This window comes from Rhizobium sp. SJZ105, from assembly GCF_007828365.1.
Classification (GTDB): domain Bacteria; phylum Pseudomonadota; class Alphaproteobacteria; order Rhizobiales; family Rhizobiaceae; genus Agrobacterium; species Agrobacterium tumefaciens.
The window spans coordinates 308,576-330,237 of sequence record NZ_VIUP01000003.1; the positions used below are offsets into that span (position 1 = coordinate 308,576).

Consider the following 21,662-nt stretch of genomic DNA (forward strand, 5'->3'; position numbering starts at 1 on the left):
GCCGAGATTTGTTCTGGACGGGTGGGAATTTTCCTGATAATTGCGATTTTCACAAATCTGAGGAAATCGTAGATTATGATCGAAACACGGATGCTCCGACGACGCTGACGCTCCTGAACGCCTTTACCGGCGCAGCCGTCATCTATTGTCGCATCCGCATTTTGGAAGTTTCGGTCTCTTCATGTCCAAGCACGATCTTGTCTACCTCACCGAGGACGCGTCGCACGACGCCATCATCGAAATCATCAACGAAGAAGCATTCGGCCCCGGTCGGCACACCCGTGCCGCCGCGCGCATTCGCGAGCAGGGTCCGCATGATCGGTCGCTGTCCTTCGTCTGCGCCGATGATGGCGAGACGATCGCTTCGGTGCGCATGACGCCGGTTCTGGCCGGTGGGGTGAAAGGCCATATGCTCGGCCCGCTTGCCGTGCGGCCTTCGCACAAGAACATGGGCATCGGTCGTGAACTCGTCCGGATTGCCATCGCTGCCGCCCGGCGGAAGGGTTCGGAGGCCGTCATTCTGATCGGCGATCCGCCCTATTACATGCCGCTTGGTTTCGAAAAGGTCGCCTACGCCGCGCTTGATTTTCCAGGCCCGGTGGATCCGAACCGGGTGCTGGTCGTGCCTGTTGGTGACGACGTGCACCAGCGGCTGAAGGGCAAGATCGGCTGGCGCAAATGCGAGGCCGCCATGCCTGCAGCCCAGGCGGAAGACGACGGCTTCGAAGAGCCTCTTCGGGTTTACGGCTGACGGATTTCGTTACGTCGGATTTCCCGCCCTTCACCAGTGCGCACTTTTTCCCTCATCAAATACGACTGACTTGATGAGGGACGGAGCGTTGAATCGCCCATACACTGGCCGGTTATTTCGCTAAAGATGACGGGATGGTGTTCTGCCTTGAAACCATGCATCGTACTTCGCAAAATTCAATTCCGTTTCTTTCCCCTATGCGATAGCACTCGATAGTCGATTTCGGCACGGGGGCGAGCATATGACGGCAATCACCATGAACGATGCGCTGGAACGCGCAGGTGCGGGCGCCTATCAGCGGCGGTTGATGGGTATTTTCGGCCTCGTCTGGGCAGCGGATGCCATGCAGGTGCTTGCGGTCGGCTTCACTGCCGCCTCGATTGCCCTAACGTTTGGCCTGACTGTTCCGCAGGCCCTTCAAACCGGAACGGCCTTCTTCTTTGGCATGCTTTTAGGTGCTGCCGGTTTCGGGCGTCTGGCGGACCGTTACGGTCGCCGCCGTGTGTTGATCGTCACCGTGGCCTGCGATGCCGTGTTCGGTGTGCTTTCCGTCTTTGCGCCGAACTTTGCCATTCTTCTTGTCCTGCGCTTTCTAACGGGTGCGGCTGTCGGCGGCACCCTGCCGGTGGATTATGCGATGATGGCGGAATTCCTGCCCGCAAAGAACCGGGGTCGCTGGCTGGTCATGCTGGAAGGCTTCTGGGCCATCGGAACCCTGATCGTGGCGCTTGCAGCGTGGGGCGCAAGCCTTGCCGGTGTTGTCGATGCCTGGCGTTATATTTTCGCGGTTACGGCTTTCCCAGCCGTTGTGGGTCTGGGTTTACGGTTCATGGTGCCCGAATCGCCGCTTTACCTCGTGCGAAGAGGCCGATCGGACGAAGCCAAGGTCATCGTCAACCGTATGCTGGTGGTAAACGGCCGCGCGCCACTTGATGCCGGGACAGGGCTTTTTCAGCCGGAGGTTTCAAAAGGGCAGGGGATATTTTCGCCGGCGCTCAGACAGCGCAGCATCATGATCCTTGCCATCTGGTTCCTTGTCTCCGTTTCCTATTATGGCGTCTTCACCTGGATGCCGGCAAAACTGGCGGGAGACGGTTTCGGCTTCGTGCGCGGTTATGGTTTCCTCGTGCTGGTGGCACTGGCGCAGATCCCCGGTTATGCGCTTGCCGCCTATGGCGTTGAAAAATGGGGCCGCAAGCCGACGCTGATCGGTTTCTGCCTGCTGTCCGCCCTCGGTTGCCTGCTCTTCACGCTCGCTACAGGCGGCGCAATGATCGCCACGTCGCTTCTGATCATGAGCTTTGCGCTGCTTGGCACCTGGGGTGCGCTTTACGCCTTCACGCCCGAATTGTACCCGACGGAATCGCGTGCGACCGGCATGGGGGCTGCGGGCGCCATGGCAAGGCTGGGCGGCCTTCTGGCGCCGTCGTTGCTGGGTTATGCCATCGCGCAGGGCTTCGGTTTCGCCATCGGCATTTTCGCCGGGCTGCTGGTGCTGGCTGCGATTGCCGCAACGATGATCAACGCGGAAACGCGGCGGGTGGCGCTCTCCTGACACTGCTGCGCCAACCGCTTTCTTTCGAACGGATTAGAAACGCTTTTCAAGCCATGTGATCGCCTGGCCACTGGAGAGGGGGGCAAGCGAGCCGATCTTGGTGAAACCGCAGCGCTCATAAAGCCTCAGCGCATCCGGGTTCATCGTGTCGATATAAGCGCCCATGCAGCCGCGCTTTTTCGCTTCCTCTTCCGCCATGCCGAGAAGCTTCGCGCCCGTGCCTTGACCGCGTAAGGTCTCGGGGATGAAGAGAAGCTGCACATAAAGCCAGCCGCGGCCGGTATAGCTGACAAGACCGCCGGTGACGGTGTTCTCATCGTCGCGGATGGTGATGATGAGTTCGCGTTTGTCGCTTTCGCCAAAACGGGCGAGATTATAGGCCACCAGGGGATCGCGGATGGCCTTTTCAGCTTCTGCATCCGCGATGTCGCTCAAAACGAAATTCATGATTATCTTTCCCAGGTCGCCGAGCGGCGGCCGTTTCTCGTTTCCACTGCGAGACGTGAAAGCGCCTAAGCTTCCACCGGAAAGCTCCTACCGGCCCTCACGCCACCAGAGCGCGGAGAAAGCAAGGAGCAGGGCGGCAAGCCCGGCAAAACCGGCAAACAGCGGTAGGGTATTGACACCTTTCAGCACAGTCTCGTCGGTCATGCGTATCAGCATGCGATCCTCATCGGCAACCCTGATATCGCCCCTGACAGGCAGGATATCGGGTAGTGCCACGCGGCCCGAATTGTCTGCGACACGGTGCACGCTGCCCTTGGTGGCGTCGGCAAGCGGCTTCAGCGTTTCGGTTGTCGAAATCATTGCCTTGAATTCCGGCGCATCCACCGCGCCGACATGGACGAGCGTAGTGAAATCGCCGTTCTTGATTTCGAACAGGCCGGTCTCGTCCATGCGACGCTCGATCTTGTAAAGACCGGGCTCGGTATTGTTGAAGGCCATGTTTTCGGTTTTGCCCGAGGGGAAATGCACGCTTGCCTGACCGGGGTCGTCGCCGATGGTCTGGCGGGTAATTTGCAATGTGCGGCCGTTGGCGCGCGCCGTCAGCGCCTCTTCCTCAAGCTCCGGTTCCTTCATCAGCCAGTGGGCGATGCGCCGGTAAAGTGCCACATGCGGGCCGCCGCCTTCGTAGCCACGCGCCCAAAGCCAGCCTTGATCGGAAAGCAGCATGGCGACACGGCCTTCACCCTGGCGGTTCAGCACCAGCAGCGGGTCCTGCCCGTCACCCAGCATCACGGTCTGGCCCTGCGGCGGCTCGACGCTGACGGTGCGGAACCAGCGGCCCCAATGCGGCGGCTCATCGCCCGACCCGTCCAGCCCACGGGTAACGGGGTGTTTCTTGCCCGCTTCCGAGAGGCGGGGATAAAAGGCGGACTGATGCACCTGGCCTGTCGGCTGGGCCGGCAGCACGGATGCAAGCGGCGTCATGGCGATCGAATCCTGACCGGCATGTTCCGGGCCGGCTGCGATCAATAGCGCGCCGCCCTTTTCGACATATTGCGCGATGTAATCGTAATAGAGGATCGGCAGCACGCCGCGATGCTGGTAGCGGTCAAAGATGATGAGGTCGAAATCCTCGATCTTCTCGACGAACAATTCGCGTGTGGGGAAGGCGATCAGCGACAGCTCGTTGATCGGCGTACCGTCCTGTTTTTCCGGCGGGCGCAGAATGGTGAAATGCACCAGATCAACCGAGGCGTCGGATTTCAGGAGGTTGCGCCAGGCGCGCTCGCCCGCATGCGGCTCGCCGGAGACCAGCAGCACGCGAAGGTTCTGGCGGATACCTTCTATCAGGTGAACCGCACGGTTGTTCGCGGCCGTCACTTCGCCGGGAAGCTCGGCGACGGAAAATTCCATGACATTGTTGCCGCCGCGCGGAACCTTGAAAGTAAAGGGTGTCGGCTGGCCGGGTGTGGCCTGCAAGGTGGCGATTTCTTCGCCGTTCATCTTCACGGTTACTTCCGCCGAACCACCGCCTGCGGCTGCACGGCCATCATCGAAGACGCGCAGCGTCAGTTGCTGTTCCTCGTTGACGATGCCAAAGCGCGGCGCGCGGACGATCTCGATACGGCGGTCGAATTCATCGGCCTTGCCGGTGATCAGCCCGTGGAGGGGAGCGCGGAAACCAAGCGCCTGTTCGGCATTGGGCAGAGCATTCGGAATATCGTGGATCTGGCCATCGCTGAGGAAAATCGCACCGCCGACGCGGGAGGGTGAAACATCCGAGACGGCGGAGGAGAGGGCCGAGAAAAGCTGCGTCGAAGGTGAATCGCTTTCACCATCATCACGCACTTCCACGATGCGCGGTTCGATGCGCGGGAAGCGCGACAGCCGGTCTTTCAGCGCGGCAAGCGCCGTATCCGTCATCTGCGGTCGGTCCTGCACGTCCTGGCTCTGCGATCGATCGACGACAACGGGGACGATTGTGGAGAGAGGCTCGCGTTCCTCCTGCGTCAAAAGCGGATTGGCGATGGCGGCAAGCAGGGCGACAAGCGCCAGCCCGCGCAGCCATGCGCCGCGCACGCCGCGCCACAGGCCGATGAAGGAGAGAAGAAGGGCGGCGACGGCCAGAACGGCAATCACGATCCACGGCAGGAAGGGGGCGAATGTCAATGTCATGTCACTGCCCCAACCGTTCGAGAAGTGCGGGAACGTGTACCTGATCGGCCTTGTAGTTGCCGGTCAGCATATACATCATGATGTTGACGCCAGAGCGAAACGCATGTTCGCGCTGCAACTCGTCCGGCGGCACAGTGGGCAGCACCGGTGCGCCCTGCGCATCGACGGCCCATGCGCCGGCAAAATCATTGCCTGTTATCATGATCGGCGTCACGCCATCGCCGGAGGAAGAGAGGCCGGATGTCGTCTTTGCCGCCCCCTGGCGCGATTCCACCCAGAGCGGCGAGCCGTTGTAGCGGCCGGGGAAATTGGTGAGCAGGTAGAAAGACCGCGTCAGGACGTGGTCTTCCGGCACGGGCTCCAGCGGCGGAATATCGATATTGGCGAGGATCGCCTGCAAACGTTCGCCATTGGGGCTGGTCGCGCCGGTGTCGAGCGACGAAAACTGATCGCGCGTGTCGAACAGAACGGTGCCACCGGCGCGCATATAGGCATCGATACGCGATATGGCAGCGCTCGACGGCATGGGGGCGGAGGCCGACACCGGCCAGTAGATGATCGGGTAAAACGATAATTCATCCTTGGATATATCGAGGCCGACCGGCTGGCCGGGCTCCAGCGTCGTGCGCCATGTCAGGAATTCGCTCAATCCCTGCAAACCCTGTTCGGAAATGCGGTCGACATCGTCCTCGCCGGTGCGGACATAAGCGAGATGCGTCGTGTCCAGCCGCTCGAAAATCTGCTCGTCACCGGGTTTGGGGTCGTCGGCGCGCGCATCGCTCGGGGACATCGCGGCGAAGGCGCCAATGGCCAGTAGTACGGTCGCGACTGTAGCGCTGCGGGCTTTTGGCAGGCGTGCGAAGGCGCCGTTCATAAAGAGCACGATGAGACTGTCGGCAATCAACATCAGGAAGGCGGCGATGAACAAGGCCGGGCGCAGCGATTTCGCCGTTTCGCCGATCAGTGCTTCGCTGGTGGTGTTGACACCGGCGAGCGAGGTATCGAGCGGGCGAAGCGTGGCGCCAGCCGGTAGAAGATTGAGAGCCACGAAACCATCCTCTGTGCCATAAAGGCCGGGGGGATTGTCGAAACCGGTGCGGGGAGCCTGACCGGGGCGCATTTCCAACGGCCGGGCGGAGCCGACATCGGCTGACAAGGCACCTTCGGCCGTCAGTAGCCGGAAGGGCGGTAATGCTGCGGCCGGGGCATTCGCGGAGGTGGAAGCACCGCCTGCCTTGGACAATTGCACGATACGGCGCAACATATCGACGAAGTGGCCTGATATCGGCAGGTCGGACCAGCTTGCCTCGGCGCTGACATGGAACAGCACGATGCGGCCCGCTTCGACATTGCGGGTGGTGACGAGTGGCGTGCCGTCGGCAAGGCTCGCCCAGGTGCGCTCGGCGAGGTCCGGTGTCGGTTCGGCCAGAACCTGCCGTTTTACGAGCACGCCATCGGCCTTCGGCATTCCGGCAAAGGCGCCGAAATTCGGAAAATCGGCAAGCGGCTGTGGCTCGGCCCATGAGAGCGCGCCGCCAAGTGCGCGTTCACCCTGCCGCAACGTCACCGGCACCAGCGGATCATTGGTGGGGGCTGCGGCAAGGCGCGGTCCGGCAAAACGGATCAGCGTGCCGCCGGCGGCAAGCCAGCGCTGCATCGGCTCATAGGTCTCCTGCGGCAGACGTCCGATATCGGCCATGACGATGACGGAAGGATTGGATTGCAGGATTTCCGGGATCGCCTGCGCAAGATCTGCCTGTCGTTGCGGGATGAGATCGACAAAAGGCTGAAGGGCGCGGCTGATGTAATAAAGCGGCTGCAGCAGCGGCTGGAAATCATTGCCGGTTTCACCGGCCAGCAGCGCCACGCGGCGGCGGCGGAAACCGTCATCCAGAAGATGCACCGCGCCCGCCGTCGAAACTGCCTCGATGGAGAGGCGGGCGAAGTCGTTGCGCAATTCGAAAGGCGCTTCCACCGTTGCCGTCGTTTCCGCTTCGCCGGGGGCGAAACTGGCGGTGCCAGTGGCAAGGATGCGGCCCTGGCTGTCCTGCGCATTGACGGTCAACCGGCTGGGGGAGGCCGTGTCGAGCCGCGATAGCGTGACGCTCATCGCATCGGCATTGTTGGCGGCGCCGGTAATGGCGGCGATGGATTTCCCATCACCCGTGACGATGCGGAACTCGGCAGCTGAGAGGCTGGCCAGCGTTTTGAGTGCGCTTTCATCCTGCGCGGTGGCAACGCCGTCGGCAATATAGGCGAGCGTGCCGGGGGAGGTGCCGTTCAGCGCCTCGGTAATGGCTTCCGCCGTGCGCACGCGGTCGGGCGCAAGCGGCTTCGGCTTGGCGGCGGCGAGCTTGTCCAGCGCCACCGCCGTTGTGGCTGGCACGGCGTCGTGTTCGGCATCTGCGGTGAAGCTGATGGAAACGGGGCGATCAGCCCTTTCCGCATCGCCGATCAGGGCCTGAGCGGTGTCGACGCGTCTCTGCCAATCAGTTGCGGAGGCCCAGCTATTATCGACCACAAGCACCAGGGGACCAGTGCCGGCAATGCTGTTGTTGCGTGGGTTCACCACCGGATCGGCCAGCGCGAAAATCACGGCGGCGGCGAGCGCCATGCGCAGCAATGTCAGCCACCACGGGCTTTTCGAGGGCGTTTCCTCGCGCTTCAGCACGGTGGCCAGAATTTTCAGCGGCGGAAAAACCTCTGCCTTGGGGCGCGGCGGGGTGAGCCGCAACAGCCACCAGATGGCTGGAAGCGCCAGAAGGCCGAAGAGAATATAGGGGCTGGTGAAGACGAAGGGCAATGCGCTCATCGGTTGCCACCGCCTTGCGCGGGCGCACCGGACAAATACATGTGAACAGCCACAAGCGCCTCGGAGGCAAGATGATCGGTGCGGTGAAACACGAAATTCCAGCCTAGACGGCGCAGCGACGAAGACAGCGCTTCGCGGCGGGCGAGATAGGCGCGGGTATAATCCTCGCGAATGGTTTCCGCGCGGCCGGAGACGAGTTTTTCACCGGTTTCCGGGTCGGTAAATTCGGTGCGGCCCGAATAGGGGAAGGTTTCTTCGGCCGGATCGGCGATTTCCACCACATGGCCGCGCAAGCCGCGCCGCGCGAGTGGCGAAATCCGCTCCATAACGTTTTTCGCATCGTCGAGAAAATCGCCTATGAGGACGATGTCGCTTGCACCGCGGATCATGCCCGTTTCCGGCATGCCTGTGGTGAGCGGCGCGTGCATGATGGCGGCAGCCAGACGTTCGGCGGCGTTTCTGGCCGAGATGGGCTCCATGATACCGGGACAACCTATGCGCTCGCCCGAGCGCGCAAGGATTTCCGCCAGCGCCAGCATCAGCACCAATGCGCGGCTTTCCTTGGAAACGGAGCCGAGGGTGGATTTGAACATCATCGACGGCGACATGTCGGCCCACAGCCAGATGGTGTGGGCAGCTTCCCATTCCCGATCGCGCACATAGGTGTGGTCGTCGCGGGCCGAGCGTCGCCAGTCGATGCGCGACAGGCTCTCGCCTTCGGCATAGGGGCGGAACTGCCAGAAATTCTCGCCAATGCCGCGCTTGCGGCGGCCGTGCCAGCCGGCGGTGACGGTGTTGGCGATGCGCTTGGCTTCGACCATGCAGTCCGGCACCAGTGCGGCACGCTGGCGCGCGCGCGCCAGGACTTCGCTACCCGGTGTCTTATCTACGATCTGGCCGATGGATGCCACAGGCACTCCTTTCGAGAAAGCTTAGGCAGATGTCAGAGCGGCGGGCCGCTCCGAGTTTTTGTCGAGCATCGGATTTTCCGAAAACAGCGTCACACTTTTCGGTCCGATGCCTTAGTTCTTCGCCTGCTCCACAAGGGCTGCGATGACATCGCGCACCGACATGCCCTCGGCGCGGGCGGCGAATGTCAGCGCCATGCGGTGCTCCAGCACCGGTTCGGCCAGCGCATAGACATCGTCCAGCGACGGCGCGAGCCTGCCTTCGTAAAGCGCGCGGGCGCGTGCCGTCAGCATCAGGGACTGGCCGGCGCGGGGACCCGGGCCCCAGACAACGTGTTTGTCGGTCAATTTGTTGCCGTGGCCGGGGCGGGCAGAGCGGACAAGCGAAAGAATCGCGTCCACCACCTTGTCGCTGACTGGCATCTGGCGGATGAGGGCCTGGATTTCCATCATGCGTTCGGCGTCGATAACCTTGCGTGCCTCGCCCGATGCGGTGCCTGTCGTGTCGAGCAATATCTGGCGTTCGGCAGCAAGCTCGGGATAGCCGACATCCACCTGCAGCAGGAAGCGGTCGAGCTGCGCTTCAGGCAGTGGATAGGTGCCCTCCTGTTCCAGCGGGTTCTGGGTTGCGAGAACGTGGAAGGGTTTCGGCAGGTCGTAACGCTGGCCGGCCATGGTGATGTGATATTCCTGCATGGCCTGCAGCAGTGCGGACTGCGTGCGCGGGCTGGCGCGGTTGATTTCATCCGCCATCAGCAATTGCGCAAACACCGGACCTTTAATGAAGCGGAAGGAGCGCCGCCCGTTTTCATCCTGATCCATGACTTCGGAGCCGAGAATATCCGATGGCATGAGGTCCGGTGTGAACTGGATGCGGTTGGCATCGAGCCCGAGAACCGTTCCGAGCGTGGTGACGAGCTTGGTCTTGGCAAGCCCGGGAACGCCGACGAGCAACGCGTGGCCGCCCGAGAGTATGGCGAGAAGCGTGTTCTGCACCACTTTTTCCTGGCCGAAGATGACCTTGGATACCTCCGCGCGGATCGCGGCAATATCCGAAAGCGCCTTTTCGGCCGAGGCGACGATGGCTTTTTCGTCGAGGGTTTCGCCGGTATTCATCACGCCCATGTCGCTCTCCTCATACCTTTGCCGCCGACCCATTCCTGCTCCGATCTTGATGGCCATTGGCCGGAGCGGATTTCGCGCTGCAACTAGCTTATTGCTCTCTTGGCCGCTGACAAGCGCCATTCGAATGACTATGTCGTGACTTAGTATTTCCTTATCGGCAAAGCGAGACTCGAATATGGCAGCGGAGACGATAAATTCGGCAAGCGATGCAGCAGGGCTGGCGGCGATGATTTCACGCGCCGCCGAGCAGACCGGCGACGCCAAACGTGGACCTGCGCCGGTGGAGCGCTGGAATCCCCCCTTTTGCGGCGATCTCGACATGGAAATCCGCGCAGACGGCACCTGGTTCTATATGGGTACGCCCATTGGCCGGGCGCCGCTGGTGCGGCTGTTTTCCACGGTCCTGCGCAAGGATGACGACGGCAAGACCTATCTTGTAACTCCTGTGGAAAAAGTCGGCATCCGCGTGGTGGATGCTCCTTTCGTGGCCGTCGAGATGAAGGTGACGGCGGGCGAGAAAGATGGCGGGCCGCTGCTGACCTTCCGCACCAATGTCGGCGATGTGGTGGAGGCCGGGCCGGAGCATCCGCTACGCTTTACGATTTTCGGAGAAAACCGCGAATTGAAACCCTACATTCTGGTGCGCGGCAGGCTGGAGGCGCTCGTCTCGCGGGCGGTGATGTATGATCTCGTGGCACTCGGCGAGGTGATCGATGTGGACGGCGTCGAGATGTTTGCCGTGCGCTCGGGCGGGGTTGTCTTTCCCGTGATGCCCGCCAAAGAACTGGAACGGCTTTCGCAATGACAATGACGACAACCCGCCTTGAAACTTTTACCGCCGCCGATTTCCGCCGCCGGGTGCTGGAGGAAGGAGAGGGCGTGGCGGAACGCGAGAATGGCGATCATCTGCTCAATCCGGGCGTGGTGCTTTCGGGAAACGGCATAAGGCTGAAGGACGCCGCCGTGCTGGTGCCTGTCATCGACGACGGCAACGAAGCGCGGGTGATCTTCACCCAGCGTACCGCAACCCTGCGCAAACATTCCGGCCAGATTTCCTTTCCGGGCGGTGGCATCGATGCCGGGGACCGCACACCGGAAGAGGCGGCCCTGCGCGAGACGGAAGAGGAGATCGGCCTCTCGCGATCTTTCGTGGAAACAGTCGGGCGTCTGCCGGATTATATTTCCGGTACCGGTTTTCGCATCAAGCCGGTGCTGTCGGTCGTTCGTCCCGGCTTTGACCTGACGCTCAATCCCACGGAAGTGGATGAGGTTTTCGAGGTGCCGCTGTCTTTCCTGATGGACCCAGCCAATCACGGGCGCGGCAGCCGCATCTTTCAGGGGAAGGAGCGGTTTTTCTACGAAATGCCCTATGGCGAGCGCTACATTTGGGGCATTACGGCGGGCATCGTGCGGACGATTTACGAGAGGTTTTATTCATGAGCAGCCTTGCCGGGCGGGACTGGTTTGAAAAGCCGGCGCTGAAGCGCATCTTCGCGCTGTTGAACGCCGATGGCGGCGAGGTGCGGATCGTCGGCGGCGCCGTGCGCAATGCGCTGATGGAACAACCGGTCGTCGATGTCGATATGGCGACGACGCTTACCCCCGATGTGGTGGTTGAGCGCGCCAAGGCGGCGGGCATCAAGGCGGTACCGACCGGCATTGAACACGGCACGGTGACGCTGGTGATCGACGGCGAAGGTTTCGAGGTGACGACGCTGCGCCGCGATGTCGAGACCAATGGCCGTCATGCGCAGGTCGCTTTTGGCACAGACTGGCAAACCGATGCCGAGCGGCGCGATCTCACCATCAACGCACTTTACGCCGACGAGAAAGGCGAGATCATCGACCTCATCGATGGTCTGCCCGACATTGAAACCGGCACGGTGCGCTTCATCGGCGATGCGGCAATGCGGATTTCGGAAGATTATCTGCGGATTCTTCGCTTCTTCCGCTTTTTCGCCCATTATGGCTCCGGTCGTCCTGATGCCGATGGCTTGCGCGCCAGTGCGCGGGCCAAGGACAAGCTGGGGACGCTCTCGGCCGAGCGGGTGTGGAGCGAGCTGAAAAAGCTGCTTTCCGCGCGCGATCCCTCCCGCGCCTTGCTGTGGATGCGGCAATCCGGCGTGTTGGCGGAAATTCTTCCCGAAACGGAAAAATGGGGTATCGACGCCATTCACGGGCTGGTGGCAACCGAACAGGCGCTTGGCTGGACAGTTGGCCCGATGCTGCGGCTTGCTGCCATAGTGCCGCCCGACAGGGAGAGGCTAACGGCGCTTGCTGGGCGGCTGCGGCTGTCGAAGGCTGAAGCTGCATATCTCGCCCACTGGGCTTCCGCGCCGGTGATCGATCCGGAGATGAAGGAGACGGCGCTAGACCGGCTTCTTTACCGGCAGGGCGTTGACGGTGTGAAGACGCGCCTGAAACTGGCGCTTGCCTCGGCCCGCGCCGACCTTTCGGGCGGTGAGGCGGCGATGCAGAAAGTCGCGCGACTTTCGACGCTGCTGACGAGAGCGAACAAGTTCCACAAGCCCGGCTTTCCGCTGAGCGGCGCTGATGTGATGGCCGCGGGCGTGGAGTCCGGTCCGAAGGTAGGCGAGGTGCTGAAAAGCCTCGAAGAAAAGTGGATCGACGTCAATTTCTCGCTAGACCGGGCAGCGCTGACTGCCCGGCTGAAGGATATGCTGGAGAATTGAGATCGCAGTGCCGGAGGCGTTGCGGCTCAGGCCGCATTTGCCTCGTCGCGGATGCGGGATTTGATGTTTTCGATCATGTTTTCGCGGATGATGGTTTCGCCGTGGGCCGATCGCATATGTTCCACGGTGCGGCGCACGACTTCCGCGTCGTCATCCGCGCGGGTGTGCCAGGCACAGCCGGGCACGAGCGTTCCACATTCAAACAGTCTCATGGTCTTGCCTCCCTGTTTTAGACAGAGGGACAGCCTGCAAGTGCCTGCTGTCCCTCTGACAAGAAACGAACGGTCGCCGCTAATGTTCCAGAGCGGTGTCCGCTGACCCTGTTCAGGCCCTATTCGGGCATCGCCCAGCACTGGAAAACAGAGGATGTGCCGGCTGCCGGGATTTTTGTACGAGGCATTTCGTCATTGTCGGCCCGCGTCACCGCTTTTCCGGCAAGCGTGCGTTTTACCTGTTCGACATAAAAGGAATGCGGCAGTTCGCGATCGCCGGTGGCACGCATTTCCGCTGCCATGCGGTCGATCAAATCAGGGGTATCGATGGAATGCGAGGCTCCCTCAGCGGAAGCGGATATAGGCATGCTGTTCGAAGTAATCATGACGATAGCTCCTCCAGTACGTCTGCACGCAGGAGATTATCATTGCCTTTATTTTTCCATAAGTCCTAATTTGCGCGATTTGCGCCCAAATTCCTGACGGGCGTCAAATTTACGTGAGTATTTCAGGGCCACCGGACCACGGGCGGCAGGGAAGACAGAATCGATTCGACATTGCCGCCGGTCTTGAGGCCGAAGATCGTGCCGCGGTCGTAAAGCAGGTTGAATTCCACATAGCGGCCACGGCGAATGAGCTGCTCGTCGCGGTCCTCTTCGGTCCAGGACTGGTTGAAATTGGATCGCACGATTTTTGGGTAGACCAGGTTGAAGGCGCGGCCAACATCCTGCACGAAGGCGAAATTGGCGTCCCAGCCGCCCTTTTCCTCTTCCGGGTGCAGCCAGTCGAAAAAGATGCCGCCGGTGCCGCGCGGCTCGTTGCGGTGCTTGAGGAAGAAGTACTCGTCGCACCACGACTTGTAGCGCGGATAGTCGGCCACGGGATGGCGGTTACAGGTGATCTCGAAGCCGCGGTGGAAAAGCTGGGTGTCCGGATCCTGTTCCGTCCGCCGGCGTCCAAGGACGGGCGTCAGGTCCGCGCCGCCGCCGAACCAGTGGCTGGTGGTGACGACCATGCGGGTATTCATATGAACAGCCGGCACATTGGGATTGACCGGATGGGCGATCAGCGAAATGCCCGAGGCCCAGAAGCTGGGGTCTTCTTCCGCACCCGGTATCTGCTGGCGGAATTCCGGCGAGAACTCACCATAGACGGTGGAGGTGTGGACGCCGACCTTTTCGAAGACGCGGCCCTCCATCATCGACATCTTGCCGCCGCCGCCCGCGCCATTGTCGCGCAGCCAGTCCTTCTGCACGAAGCGTCCCGGTTCCTGATCGGCGAGCGGGCCGCTCAGCTCGTCTTCAAGGGTTTCGAAGGAGGTAACGATGGTGTCGCGCAGATGCTGGAACCAGGCCTGGGCGGCGGCCTTCTTGTCTTCTATGTCCTCGGGCAAGCCCTTCGGCAAAGATGGCCGTTCCATGCATGTTCTCCTTTGGTGAAGTCGATTCCCTGTCGCATCTAGCAGGTGCTGGCCTTGCGCACAAATTCGACTCGCCAAGTTCACATGCGGGCACTATCTTTAGCGATGTAGGTGCCAGAGGTGAATATCATGACGAAATTTGCCGGACCGCCGCCCCTGGACGGGCTGAAGCGCAGGATCGCCAATCACCGCAAGGCGCGTGAAAGTGACGGCGGCGATGCGATGCGCAACGGCATGTTCGTGCGGCAGACCTTTTGTCTCGACCGTGAAGAAGCCCGTGCCAAGGCGCGCGAGTGGTTCGACAGTTTTCCGAAGGCCGCCTATTGGACCGAAGTGGAAAGCTGGCGGCAGCTGGAAGGCGACCGCATCGAATTCACCATGCGGCGGCTTCCTTCGGCAGACTAAGCTTTAAGCACGCGGTTCGGCGTAACGCAGGCGGCTTTCGATCAAAACGCCGCTTTCATCCAGAATGGGATGCGCCACAGACACGATATGGGCGTTTATGCGCTTCAGGTCGCGCAGCATGTCGAGATGCAGTGAACTCGTCTGCATGCTTTCCGTCAGCCCATCGCGCAGCCGCTCCAGATGGCGGTTGGACGACTGTTTTTCGAGGCGGCGTATATCCACCTTGCTTTCCATCAGCCGGCGGGCGAGATCGAAATCGCCGGTCACCAGAATGCTCTGGGCGGCCCGCAGATTTTCGATTGTCATGTCGAACAGCGTCTTCAACTCCTCATAACCGTCGTCGGAAAATTTGAAGCTGTTCAGCACCTTCTTGCGGATCTGCTCGCAAATGCCTTTTTCGATGATGTCGCCGATATGTTCGAGATTGATCGCGTAATCGATGATGGCGATCGAACGGCGCGCTTCGTCGTCTGCAAGCCCTTTGCGCCCCAGTTGGGAAAGATAGACCTTCACCTCCTGCTGACGGCGATCGACCTTCTTTTCGAGCAGGGACACCTCCTGAAGGGGTGCCAGATCATTATGCTTGAAGGCGTTTTCGGCGCGGATCAGCATGCGCTCGATAGCATCGCCGACGCTCAAGACCTCACGCGTGGCATTGGCGAGCGCCACAACAGGCGTATCCAGCGCCTGCTGATCGAGGAAATTCGGGCCATCTTCGGTTTTCGGATCGCCCGGCACCAGCTTTGCCATCAGGTCGGATATGAGGGCTGAGAAGGGCCAGGCAACCGCTGCTAGAATGACATTGAAGATGAGATGCGCATCAACAGGCAATTTGGCGGGCGAAAGCGGCAATTGCTGCAAAAGCGTTGCGCCATAGGATGCTAGTGGCATGGCGATGAGGCAGCCGATGGTGCGCACCACAAGGTTGCCGATGGTGATGCGCCGCGCCGAGGCCGGACCGGAGAGCGTGGCGATGACCGGCGGAATGGCGCCGCCGAGATTGGCGCCGAGAATGAGAACGATGATGAGACCGGCGGACAGCGTGCCGGTAGCAGCAAGCGACAGGATAAGCACCACGACAGCGAGGCTGGAGGAGGAGACGAAGGCCAGCACGGCGGAGAAGATCAGCGCGACGGGCCATGCGCCATCAAGCAGACCGATGAAGACGCCAAGGGCTGGCGAGGCACGCATCGGTTCGGTCGCGCCGCTCAACAGATGCAATGACAGAAGCATCAGGCCGATGCCGATGACCGCGGTTCCGCCACCTTGTCGGGCGTTTGAGCTACCCTTTTTGAGCACGATACCGGAGAGGATCAGCAGCGGCGACAGCCACTCCACACCGGCCGCGACAATCCAGGCGGTGACGGCGGTGCCGACATTGGCGCCGAGCAGCACGACCTGCGCCATGCGCGGCTTGATGAGATCGCGTTCTGCGAAGGAGGCGACGGTAAGCGCGGTTGCCGTCGAGCTTTGCAGCGCGACAGTGGCGAAAAAGCCGGAAAAGAAGGAACGCGGGCCGCTCTGGGTGCCCGTCGCCAATACACTTCGCAGTTTCATGCCGAAGGCACGGGTAACCCCATCCTTGACCTGGGCAAGACCAAAGAGCAGCAGCGCGACTGCGCCGAGAAGGTTGACGATGACAATGGTGGATTGCATGCGACGTCTCCTCACACCCGCCGGCGGATGGCTGCGGCGAGGGCGATTTTTGTTGTCCGGCTAATAAGTATAGGAGCCTGAACGCCTTCGGTACAGGCCGGGTTGCGACAGTTTTGAAGCAAAAACGGTCAATTTTTGTATTTGCATGAAAAAATGGCGCTAAAAAAGGCGCTTAAGACCATGCGGTCTGGCGCAAAGCCTCGCCGGTGATCATCGCGGCGGACATTGCGACGTTGATGGAGCGCTGCCCCTCGACCATCGGGATGATGATTCGCTCCTGCGCCTTCTCATGCACGTGGTCTGGCACACCAGCACTTTCACGGCCGAAAAGCAGGATATCGTCGTGGCGATAGGCGATTTTCGTATAGGGCAGGGCGGCCTTGGTGGAGGCGAGAACGAGGCGGCGGCCGGTGGTTGCGCGCCACTCCTCAAACCGGTCCCAGCTGACGTGGCGCGTCAGCGCCGCCGCTGCGATATAATCCATGCCTGCCCTTTTCAGGTTGCGGTCGGAAATATCGAAACCGGCCGGCTCGATGATATCGACGCCGAGGCCGAGACAGGCCGCCAGCCGCAGGATCGTGCCGGTATTGCCGGGAATATCCGGCTGGTAGAGGGCAATCCTGATTTCGGGTCTGATATCGCTCATGGTCTTCTCACCGCATTTGGAATGTCGGAGCGCTTATCACGGGCGGCGGGTTTGTGACAGATGCAGCCGGAGAAGACCGTTTCGAAGAGTGCCGTATTCATTCGCGTGACACACAGTCGGGCTACCCATTAACCAACGTGTCGTCAGGCCGATCCGGCACATCCGGTTGCGTCGGATCGGCGTTGTTTCGATCCGGATCCCGCGCAGCAAAAACAGGAAGATATCATGTCCGAACGGGCGAATTTCGTCCATTTGACCGACCTGCATGTGGGCAATCCGCAGGTGCAGGACGATGATATTTATTCCGACACCTCGGCCACGCTGGCCGATACTCTGGCGCAGATCAAGGCGCTCGGGCAGGCGCAGGACGCCGCCGAGTAAGCTGCGTATCCAGGCCTTACAACGGGCGGAGACCTTTGCCGGGTCTTCTCCGCCCGTTCGGCAGAATCGGTCGCAATCGAGAGCTTTTCTGACGCGTTCGGTATCTTTGCGGCTGGTCAACGATTAATTTTTGCGCTACAAGGCGACATCTTCAACACCAGCTAGGGAGGTTCTGATGCAAAATGACATTCGTATTCGCCTCCCGGCCCCAGTAGTGCCGCTGCTGGCCTAGGTGTTACCCCCGCGGTTCGACCGCGTTTCCCATAGTCTGATTCGTCATGTGGCTGTTGCGGCCATATCCAATACTTTTCTGTTCCGTCGTGAGCCATATTTGCGTTTGCTCACGTTTCACGATGGGGCGATTGCTTGCCGGAGCTTGGCCTATGTTTGGCTGGTTTGAAAAACGCCTTGATCCTTTTCCCTCTTCGGCGCCGTCTGTGCCGCCGAAGAAGCTTTTGCCGTTCGTGTGGCATTATGTGCAGCCCGCATGGCCGTGGCTCCTGCTGCTCGGCCTGATGTCCATGGGCATCGCCGTTGCGGAAGCCATGCTCTACAAATTCCTCGGCAGCATCGTTGACTGGCTTTCCACGGCCAATCGAGAGACGTTCTTTGCCGATGAGGGCTGGCATCTGATGGTCATGGCTGGGCTCGTGCTCTTCCTGCTGCCACTGATGGGCGCTATCCACACCATGACGATGCACCAGACGCTTGCCGGCAATTTCGGCATGATCGCGCGCTGGAAGATGCATCGTTTCCTGCTGCGCCACTCCATGAACTTTTTCGCCAACGAATTTGCAGGCCGGGTTTCGACCAAGGTGATGCAGACGGCGCTGGCGATCCGCGAAGTGGCGCTGAAGGTGATCGACGTGTTCGTCTACGCTATCAGCTTCGTCGTCTCGATGCTGTTCATGGTTGCGGCCGCAGACTGGCGGCTGGTCATTCCGCTGCTGGTGTGGCTCGGCATCTATATGGGTATCCTCACCTATTTCGTGCCGAAGCTCGGCCGGCTCGCACAGGAGCAGGCCGATGCGCGCTCGATGATGACGGGGCGTATCGTCGACAGCTATACAAACATCTCGACGATCAAGCTGTTTTCGCATGCGGGCCGCGAGGAAAGATATGCGCGTGAGGGTATGAACGTGTTTCTCGGAACCGTTCACCGCCAGATGCGCAAGATTTCCGGCTTCAACATCCTGATCGACCTCAACAATGCGGTCGTGCTGTTTTCCACGGCCTCGCTCGGTCTTTATTTCTGGATGCAGGGTTCGGTCACGGCCGGCTCGGTTGCCATTGCCATAAGCCTTGCCATGCGCGTCAACGGCATGTCGCAATGGATCATGTGGGAAGTCACCTCGCTGTTCGAAAACATCGGCACGGTCTATGACGGCATGTCGATGATGACGAAGCCGCACGATATCGTTGATGCTCCGAAGGCGCCGCAGCTTGCGGCACCGCAGGGCGCGATCCGTTATGATAACGTCCGCTTCCACTACGGCAAGAACAAGGGCGTGATCGACGGGCTGACGCTGGATATCAAGTCGGGCGAGAAGGTCGGTTTGGTCGGGCGTTCCGGTGCGGGCAAGACGACCCTGATGAACCTGCTCCTGCGTTTCTACGATCTGGAAGCGGGCAAGATCACCATCGACGGGCAGGACATCTCCAAGGTGTCGCAGGACAGCCTGCGCGAGTTGATTGGTGTGGTGACGCAGGATACTTCGCTGCTGCACCGTTCGATCCGCGACAACATCGCCTATGGCCATCCCGAGGCCACCGACGAGCAGGTGATCGCGGCGGCAAAGCGGGCGAATGCCTGGGACTTCGTGGAAACGCTTGTCGATATGCATGGCCGCCAGGGTCTCGATGCCCAGGTGGGCGAACGCGGTGTAAAGCTGTCCGGTGGCCAGCGTCAGCGTATCGCCATTGCCCGCGTGTTCCTCAAGAACGCGCCGATCCTGGTACTTGATGAGGCGACCTCGGCGCTCGACTCGGAAGTCGAGGCGGCGATTCAGGAAAATCTGTTCTCGCTGATGGAAGGCAAGACGGTGATCGCGATCGCGCACCGCCTGTCGACGCTGACCGAAATGGACCGGCTCATCATCCTCGACAAGGGTCAGATCGTGGAATCGGGCAGCCATGCGGAACTGGCGGCGATGGGCGGTATCTATGCCGATCTATGGCGGCGACAGTCCGGCGGCTTCATCGCCGACCACGAGGCGGAAGTGGCTGCCGAGTAAGGAGAGCTCGAAGGGCGGGAAGCATGGTTTCCCGCCCTTTCGTTTGCGGTTCGCGTTTATCTATGTAGGCGAGTTAAACCTCTCCTCCGTCATGCCGGCCTTGAGCCGGTTTCCAGCCACGGCGCGTCTGCGCCGTGAAAGGAGTATCCGCGATCAAAGACTTGAATCGCGCTTTACCCCGGATCTAGTCCTTGGTGACGGAGTGAGGATGCTGCGAGTGCGCAAAATCCAGGTGGATCTATCCAGAGCCCGGTGGAACATTCTTCGCCCTTTTTCATTTCCCGAACGTTACCGAAATATAATCTCTTCCCGAACGCTCTGCGGCTGTTCCCGCTCCGGGAATCCGCCTATATCCGGATCATGGTCATTACCCGCATCTTCGAGTTTTTCGAGAACTGGATAAAGCCCTTCGCCCGAAAGGACGATTTGCGGCCGCCGGAAAAGACGTCCGGTTTCATCTGGTTCTATATCTCGCAGGCCAAGGCGCCGTTTCTTGCCATGCTGGTGCTGGGCGGGTTGACGGCTGCCATTGAGGCTGCGCTTTTCTGGTTCGTCGGGCGGCTGGTCGACATTCTCTCGACCGTCAAGCCGGAAGAGGGCTGGGCTGGACTGCTGGCAGCCCATGGCGGCGAACTCGTCGGCATGCTGGTGTTGATCGGCATCGTGCGTTTTATCGTCACCATGGTAACCGCGCTGGTGGACCAACAGATCATCACGCCCGGCTTTTACAATTTGGTGCGCTGGCAATCCTATATGCATGTGGCGCGGCAATCGCTGACCTTTTTCCAGAATGATTTTTCCGGCCGCATCGTCACCAAGGTCTGGTCGGGCGGGCAGGCGGCAGGCGATCTTGTCACCTCGCTTATGGAAAGCGTCTGGTTCGTCGGCATCTACTCCGTCTCGATGCTGCTGCTGATCGGCGGACTGGACTGGCGGCTTGCCGTCGTCGTCCTCGTCTGGGTGCTGATCTTCTCGCTGCTGGCGCGTTATTTCGTGCCGCGTATCCGCTCCCATTCGAAAGAAACGGCGGAGGCAGCCTCCATGCTTTCCGGCCGGATGGTGGATGCGTACAGCAATATCCAGACGCTCAGGCTGTTCGGGCGCGACGATGCCAATGACCGCTACATGCGGCAGGGCTTCGATATCTTCCAGAACGCTACGATGACGTTCACGCGGTTCATCACCGGTGTGCGCGCCTCCATGGCGCTGCTGTCTGGTGTGATGATCACGTCGATGGCGGCGCTGTGTATCGACCTTTGGCTGTCCGGCAAGATCAGTTCCGGCGCTGTCGCCTTCACGCTGGCACTGGTTCTGCGCCTCAACTTCCTGCTCGGGCGATTGATGACGCAGTTCAACGGCATCATGCGCAATTTCGGCACGGTGCAGAATGCGGCGGAGCTGATTTCGCAGCCGATCGGCCTTGTGGACGCGCCGGATGCGACAGTGCTGGACGTGAAAAGTCCAAGTATCCGCTTCGAAAACGTCAGCTTCCATTATGGGCGGGCGAACGGGGTCATCGACAATCTTAATCTCGATATCAAGGCGGGGGAGAAGGTCGGCATCGTCGGACGCTCCGGCGCGGGCAAATCCACCCTCGTCAATCTGCTGTTGCGGTTTTACGATGTCGAGAAAGGCCGCATCCTCATTGATAGGCAGGATATCGCCAAGGTCACCCAGGAATCACTGCGCGCCCATATCGGCATGGTCACGCAGGATACATCGCTGCTGCACCGTTCTATCAGAGACAACATCATGTTCGGGCGCACGGATGCCACCGAAGCGCAATTGCTGGAGGCGACGCGCCGGGCCAAGGCGGATGAGTTCATTGCACGGCTGGAAGACCAGCGCGGCCGCACGGGTTTCGACGCGCATGTCGGCGAACGCGGCGTGAAATTGTCCGGCGGCCAGCGCCAGCGCATCGCCATTGCCCGCGTGATGCTGAAGGATGCGCCGATCCTCGTCCTCGACGAGGCGACGTCTGCGCTTGATTCGGAAGTAGAAGCGGCGATCCAGAGCAATCTCGATGAGTTGATGCAGGGCAAGACAGTGCTGGCCATCGCCCACCGTCTTTCAACAATTGCTGCTCTCGACCGGCTGATCGTGATGGATCAGGGCCGTATCGTCGAGCAGGGCAGCCATTCAGATCTCGTCTCGCAGGGCAGACTTTATTCGGAACTCTGGGCGCGACAGTCGGGCGGTTTCCTTGCTGTGGACGAGGCGGCCCAATAGGGTCTTTTGGCAG

General features: G+C 60.7%; 19 protein-coding genes. 9 read left to right on the plus strand and 10 right to left on the minus strand.

The features are described from left to right. Positions 1-181 precede the first annotated feature (181 nt). Together FB593_RS13580 and FB593_RS13585 are read left to right on the plus strand one after the other, a co-directional pair. Positions 182-751: a GNAT family N-acetyltransferase gene (locus tag FB593_RS13580; RefSeq protein ID WP_013636617.1), complete on the plus strand. Its 570-nt coding sequence runs from the start codon at positions 182-184 to the stop codon at positions 749-751. A gap of 241 nt (positions 752-992) precedes the next feature. Continuing rightward, entirely contained in the window at positions 993-2,306 is a 1,314-nt protein-coding gene (locus tag FB593_RS13585; RefSeq protein ID WP_013636616.1) for an MFS transporter, read from the plus strand. 33 nt (positions 2,307-2,339) lie between these two features. Here FB593_RS13585 and FB593_RS13590 read toward each other — a convergent pair whose 3' ends face one another. The 5 genes from FB593_RS13590 to FB593_RS13610 form a co-directional block, all read right to left on the minus strand. Further along, a complete protein-coding gene (locus tag FB593_RS13590) occupies positions 2,340-2,753 on the minus strand; it encodes a GNAT family N-acetyltransferase (protein ID WP_112154067.1) in 414 nt (137 codons plus the stop codon). An 87-nt stretch (positions 2,754-2,840) separates the two neighbouring features. Then, positions 2,841-4,928 (minus strand): hypothetical protein, encoded by a 2,088-nt coding sequence (locus FB593_RS13595; RefSeq protein WP_145166677.1) that lies wholly within the window; start codon positions 4,926-4,928, stop codon positions 2,841-2,843. 1 nt (position 4,929) lies between these two features. After that, positions 4,930-7,740: a DUF4159 domain-containing protein gene (locus tag FB593_RS13600; RefSeq protein ID WP_112290410.1), complete on the minus strand. Its 2,811-nt coding sequence runs from the start codon at positions 7,738-7,740 to the stop codon at positions 4,930-4,932. Next, a complete protein-coding gene (locus FB593_RS13605; protein WP_003513542.1) occupies positions 7,737-8,651 on the minus strand; it encodes a DUF58 domain-containing protein in 915 nt (304 codons plus the stop codon). The genes FB593_RS13600 and FB593_RS13605 overlap by 4 nt, the downstream gene beginning before the upstream one ends. A 111-nt stretch (positions 8,652-8,762) precedes the next feature. After that, a complete protein-coding gene (locus FB593_RS13610; protein ID WP_003513541.1) occupies positions 8,763-9,773 on the minus strand; it encodes an AAA family ATPase in 1,011 nt (336 codons plus the stop codon). A 175-nt stretch (positions 9,774-9,948) separates the two neighbouring features. Between FB593_RS13610 and FB593_RS13615 the strand changes: the two genes are divergently transcribed. The 3 genes from FB593_RS13615 to FB593_RS13625 are packed head-to-tail and all read left to right on the plus strand — an operon-like array spanning position 9,949 to position 12,466. Next, a complete protein-coding gene (locus tag FB593_RS13615) occupies positions 9,949-10,578 on the plus strand; it encodes a DUF1285 domain-containing protein (protein ID WP_025594170.1) in 630 nt (209 codons plus the stop codon). After that, positions 10,575-11,213, plus strand: a complete 639-nt coding sequence (locus tag FB593_RS13620) for an NUDIX hydrolase (RefSeq protein ID WP_003513539.1) — start codon at positions 10,575-10,577, stop codon at positions 11,211-11,213. Before FB593_RS13615 ends, FB593_RS13620 begins: the two co-directional genes overlap by 4 nt. Then, positions 11,210-12,466, plus strand: coding sequence for a CCA tRNA nucleotidyltransferase (locus FB593_RS13625; protein ID WP_145166678.1), 1,257 nt, complete (start codon positions 11,210-11,212; stop codon positions 12,464-12,466). Before FB593_RS13620 ends, FB593_RS13625 begins: the two co-directional genes overlap by 4 nt. A 26-nt stretch (positions 12,467-12,492) precedes the next feature. Here the strand turns inward: FB593_RS13625 and FB593_RS13630 are convergent, their stop codons facing one another. The 3 genes from FB593_RS13630 to hemF form a co-directional block, all read right to left on the minus strand. Further along, the gene (locus FB593_RS13630) at positions 12,493-12,678 is read right to left on the minus strand and encodes a DUF1059 domain-containing protein (RefSeq protein WP_003513537.1); all 186 of its coding nucleotides are present in this window, start codon (positions 12,676-12,678) and stop codon (positions 12,493-12,495) included. A gap of 119 nt (positions 12,679-12,797) precedes the next feature. Continuing rightward, complete coding sequence (locus FB593_RS13635; protein WP_003513532.1) at positions 12,798-13,064, minus strand: hypothetical protein; 267 nt, start codon at positions 13,062-13,064, stop codon at positions 12,798-12,800. A 122-nt stretch (positions 13,065-13,186) separates the two neighbouring features. Next, positions 13,187-14,098, minus strand: a complete 912-nt coding sequence (gene hemF / locus FB593_RS13640) for an oxygen-dependent coproporphyrinogen oxidase (protein ID WP_013636609.1) — start codon at positions 14,096-14,098, stop codon at positions 13,187-13,189. Positions 14,099-14,227: 129 nt separating this feature from the next. On the opposite strand from hemF, the gene FB593_RS13645 reads away from it, so the two are divergent. Further along, positions 14,228-14,503 (plus strand): hypothetical protein, encoded by a 276-nt coding sequence (locus tag FB593_RS13645; protein ID WP_019565201.1) that lies wholly within the window; start codon positions 14,228-14,230, stop codon positions 14,501-14,503. A 3-nt stretch (positions 14,504-14,506) separates the two neighbouring features. On the opposite strand, the gene FB593_RS13650 is transcribed toward FB593_RS13645, so the two are convergent. Together FB593_RS13650 and FB593_RS13655 are read right to left on the minus strand one after the other, a co-directional pair. Then, on the minus strand, positions 14,507-16,159 hold the full coding sequence (locus FB593_RS13650) for a Na/Pi cotransporter family protein (protein WP_019565202.1): 1,653 nt from the start codon (positions 16,157-16,159) through the stop codon (positions 14,507-14,509). Positions 16,160-16,331: 172 nt separating this feature from the next. Further along, positions 16,332-16,805, minus strand: coding sequence for a tRNA (cytidine(34)-2'-O)-methyltransferase (locus tag FB593_RS13655; protein ID WP_003513525.1), 474 nt, complete (start codon positions 16,803-16,805; stop codon positions 16,332-16,334). A gap of 225 nt (positions 16,806-17,030) precedes the next feature. Here FB593_RS13655 and FB593_RS27545 point away from each other — a divergent pair, with 225 nt between their 5' ends. The 3 genes from FB593_RS27545 to FB593_RS13665 all read left to right on the plus strand — a co-directional run bounded on the left by FB593_RS27545 (position 17,031) and on the right by FB593_RS13665 (position 21,649). After that, positions 17,031-17,186: a hypothetical protein gene (locus FB593_RS27545; RefSeq protein ID WP_019565203.1), complete on the plus strand. Its 156-nt coding sequence runs from the start codon at positions 17,031-17,033 to the stop codon at positions 17,184-17,186. A 383-nt stretch (positions 17,187-17,569) separates the two neighbouring features. Beyond that, a complete protein-coding gene (locus FB593_RS13660) occupies positions 17,570-19,420 on the plus strand; it encodes an ABC transporter ATP-binding protein (RefSeq protein WP_003513520.1) in 1,851 nt (616 codons plus the stop codon). A gap of 252 nt (positions 19,421-19,672) precedes the next feature. Continuing rightward, entirely contained in the window at positions 19,673-21,649 is a 1,977-nt protein-coding gene (locus FB593_RS13665; protein ID WP_414896260.1) for an ABC transporter ATP-binding protein, read from the plus strand. Positions 21,650-21,662: the final 13 nt, after the last annotated feature.

Excerpts from the sequence above, each read along its gene's own strand:
- FB593_RS13580 (WP_013636617.1), top strand. The coding sequence starts at position 182 with ATGTCCAAGCACGATCTTGTCTACCTCACCGAGGACGCGTCGCACGAC.
- FB593_RS13585 (WP_013636616.1), top strand. The coding sequence starts at position 993 with ATGACGGCAATCACCATGAACGATGCGCTGGAACGCGCAGGTGCGGGC.
- FB593_RS13590 (WP_112154067.1), bottom strand. The coding sequence starts at position 2,753 with ATGAATTTCGTTTTGAGCGACATCGCGGATGCAGAAGCTGAAAAGGCC.
- FB593_RS13595 (WP_145166677.1), bottom strand. The coding sequence starts at position 4,928 with ATGACATTGACATTCGCCCCCTTCCTGCCGTGGATCGTGATTGCCGTT.
- FB593_RS13600 (WP_112290410.1), bottom strand. The coding sequence starts at position 7,740 with ATGAGCGCATTGCCCTTCGTCTTCACCAGCCCCTATATTCTCTTCGGC.
- FB593_RS13610 (WP_003513541.1), bottom strand. The coding sequence starts at position 9,773 with ATGGGCGTGATGAATACCGGCGAAACCCTCGACGAAAAAGCCATCGTC.
- FB593_RS13615 (WP_025594170.1), top strand. The coding sequence starts at position 9,949 with ATGGCAGCGGAGACGATAAATTCGGCAAGCGATGCAGCAGGGCTGGCG.
- FB593_RS13620 (WP_003513539.1), top strand. The coding sequence starts at position 10,575 with ATGACAATGACGACAACCCGCCTTGAAACTTTTACCGCCGCCGATTTC.
- FB593_RS13625 (WP_145166678.1), top strand. The coding sequence starts at position 11,210 with ATGAGCAGCCTTGCCGGGCGGGACTGGTTTGAAAAGCCGGCGCTGAAG.
- FB593_RS13630 (WP_003513537.1), bottom strand. The coding sequence starts at position 12,678 with ATGAGACTGTTTGAATGTGGAACGCTCGTGCCCGGCTGTGCCTGGCAC.
- FB593_RS13635 (WP_003513532.1), bottom strand. The coding sequence starts at position 13,064 with ATGATTACTTCGAACAGCATGCCTATATCCGCTTCCGCTGAGGGAGCC.
- hemF (WP_013636609.1), bottom strand. The coding sequence starts at position 14,098 with ATGGAACGGCCATCTTTGCCGAAGGGCTTGCCCGAGGACATAGAAGAC.
- FB593_RS13645 (WP_019565201.1), top strand. The coding sequence starts at position 14,228 with ATGACGAAATTTGCCGGACCGCCGCCCCTGGACGGGCTGAAGCGCAGG.
- FB593_RS13650 (WP_019565202.1), bottom strand. The coding sequence starts at position 16,159 with ATGCAATCCACCATTGTCATCGTCAACCTTCTCGGCGCAGTCGCGCTG.
- FB593_RS13655 (WP_003513525.1), bottom strand. The coding sequence starts at position 16,805 with ATGAGCGATATCAGACCCGAAATCAGGATTGCCCTCTACCAGCCGGAT.
- FB593_RS27545 (WP_019565203.1), top strand. The coding sequence starts at position 17,031 with ATGTCCGAACGGGCGAATTTCGTCCATTTGACCGACCTGCATGTGGGC.
- FB593_RS13660 (WP_003513520.1), top strand. The coding sequence starts at position 17,570 with ATGTTTGGCTGGTTTGAAAAACGCCTTGATCCTTTTCCCTCTTCGGCG.